2 protein-coding genes are annotated in these 1862 nt (G+C 61.8%); one reads left to right on the top strand and one right to left on the bottom strand.

What is annotated here, in order from left to right:
* Positions 1–867 (top strand): ATP-binding cassette domain-containing protein (locus WA989_RS00590; RefSeq protein ID WP_424338593.1); only part of this gene is annotated, 867 nt, incomplete at its 5' end.
* Between the two features lie 39 nt (positions 868–906).
* On the opposite strand, the gene WA989_RS00585 is transcribed toward WA989_RS00590, so the two are convergent.
* A partial coding sequence (locus WA989_RS00585; RefSeq protein ID WP_424338592.1) for a response regulator occupies positions 907–1862 on the bottom strand: 956 nt, incomplete at its 5' end.

Here is a 1862-nt window from a genome sequence, read left to right as displayed (position 1 = left end):
ACGCTGGAGCGTGAACTTGACTGGATGCGCCAGGGTGCAAACGCCCGTCAGGCCAAATCGAAGGCCCGCATCAAGTCCTACAACGAGCTGGCCGAACAGTCGGAGCGCGAAAAGCTTTCCCGCGCGCAGATCGTCATCCCCAACGGCCCGCGCCTTGGCAACAAGGTGATCGAGGTCGAGGGCCTGAAGAAAGCGATGTGCGACAAGCTGCTGGTCGAGGGGCTGGACTTTTCCCTGCCGCCGGGCGGCATCGTGGGCGTGATCGGCCCCAACGGCGCGGGTAAATCGACGCTGTTCAAGATGCTGACCGGGAAAGAACAGCCTGACGCGGGCAGCATCGAATACGGCGATACGGTCGATCTGTCCTACGTCGACCAGTCGCGCGACGATCTGAAAGCGGATGACACCGTCTGGCAGGCGATCACCGGCGGCGCCGAGATCATCAAGCTGGGCGACGCGGAAGTGAACAGCCGCGCCTACTGCTCGTCCTTCAACTTCAAGGGCGGCGACCAACAGAAGAAGGTCGGCCTGTTGTCAGGCGGCGAACGCAACCGTGTGCACATGGCGCGTCTGTTGAAAGAGGGCGGCAACGTGCTGCTGCTCGATGAACCGACCAACGACCTTGACGTGGAAACCCTGCGGGCGCTCGAAGATGCGCTGGTGGATTTCGCGGGCTGCGCCGTGGTCATCAGCCACGACCGCTTTTTCCTCGACCGGATCTGTACGCATATCCTGGCCTTCGAGGGCGAGGCGCATGTGGAGTGGTTCGAGGGCAACTTCGAAGACTACGAAGAAGACAAGAAGCGCCGCCTGGGTGCCGATGCGCTGGAACCCAAGCGCCTCAAGCACAAGAAGTTCGCGCGCTGATCCGCTAGCATAGGGGCCGGTCCGCCGGCCCCTATCCCCCTAGTCCCGGATCATATCGTCGAGCCGGGCAAAAAGGTTTTCTTCCTCCTGCGGCTCGATGCTTTGCAGCAGGTCCATATTCTCAAGCCGCGCGCGGAACATGTCGCTCGCCGTCAGACCCGTCCACAGCCGCTGATCCGACAGCATCCGCACGCGCACCGAAGGCGGCATCAGGGTACCGTGAAGCCTGTGCTCCCACAGGTCGGCCATCCGTGCGTCCATGTCTGCGACAAATGCCTCGCGATCAAGACGTTCGCGCCCCATCACCAAGCCCAGGAACCGCCCTGACCCGGCATAGGCCATCCGCCAGGTCCGGTCACCCAACGCCTGCGCCGCCGTTTCGCTGACGGTTTCCAACTGTCGTTTGAATTTGGGAAAGCTCAGCGCCTGATAAATCCCGCGCATCCCAAGCACATCGAGGCTGAACAGGTGCATTGTATAAACGCCCGCCGGCATCCGCAGCAGCGTATTTTCCAACGTCAGAAAATCAGTGACGTTGGGCGTGCTCAGGTCCACCGGTGCCGTAAAGCGCGGTTTCATCTTGTCGGTCAGATCGGCAAGCGTGTGCCGCGCGTCGCGTTCGCGGTGCAGGCTGTCGTTGAGCATGCTCGCCGAGATGATGCGCGCGCTCAGTTCCACTCCCTCCAGCGGCTTCGAAATGAAATCGGTGGCGCCCGCGTAAAAGGCGCGCTCCATCAGGTCGGGTTCCCGGCTGGCCGTGATCATGATGATGGGCGCGGTGCGGTAAAGGCGCATCTGGCGCACCGCCTCGCACAATTCGATGCCGTCAATACCGGGCAGCATGATGTCCAACAGGAAACACTCAAACGGGACTTTCGTCTCTTCGAGCAGCCGCAGGGCATCCTCCGCGCTCTCGCTGGTGGTCAGATCGTAGCCTTCCTGGCTGGTCAACGACCGTTCGAGAAGCTCTAGGATGACGGGGTCATCGTCTACTG

This window comes from Henriciella sp., from assembly GCF_049649345.1.
Classification (GTDB): Bacteria; Pseudomonadota; Alphaproteobacteria; order Caulobacterales; family Hyphomonadaceae; genus Henriciella.
Note: the sequence above shows the minus strand (reverse complement) of the source record. Positions and strands in the feature narration are given on the sequence as shown.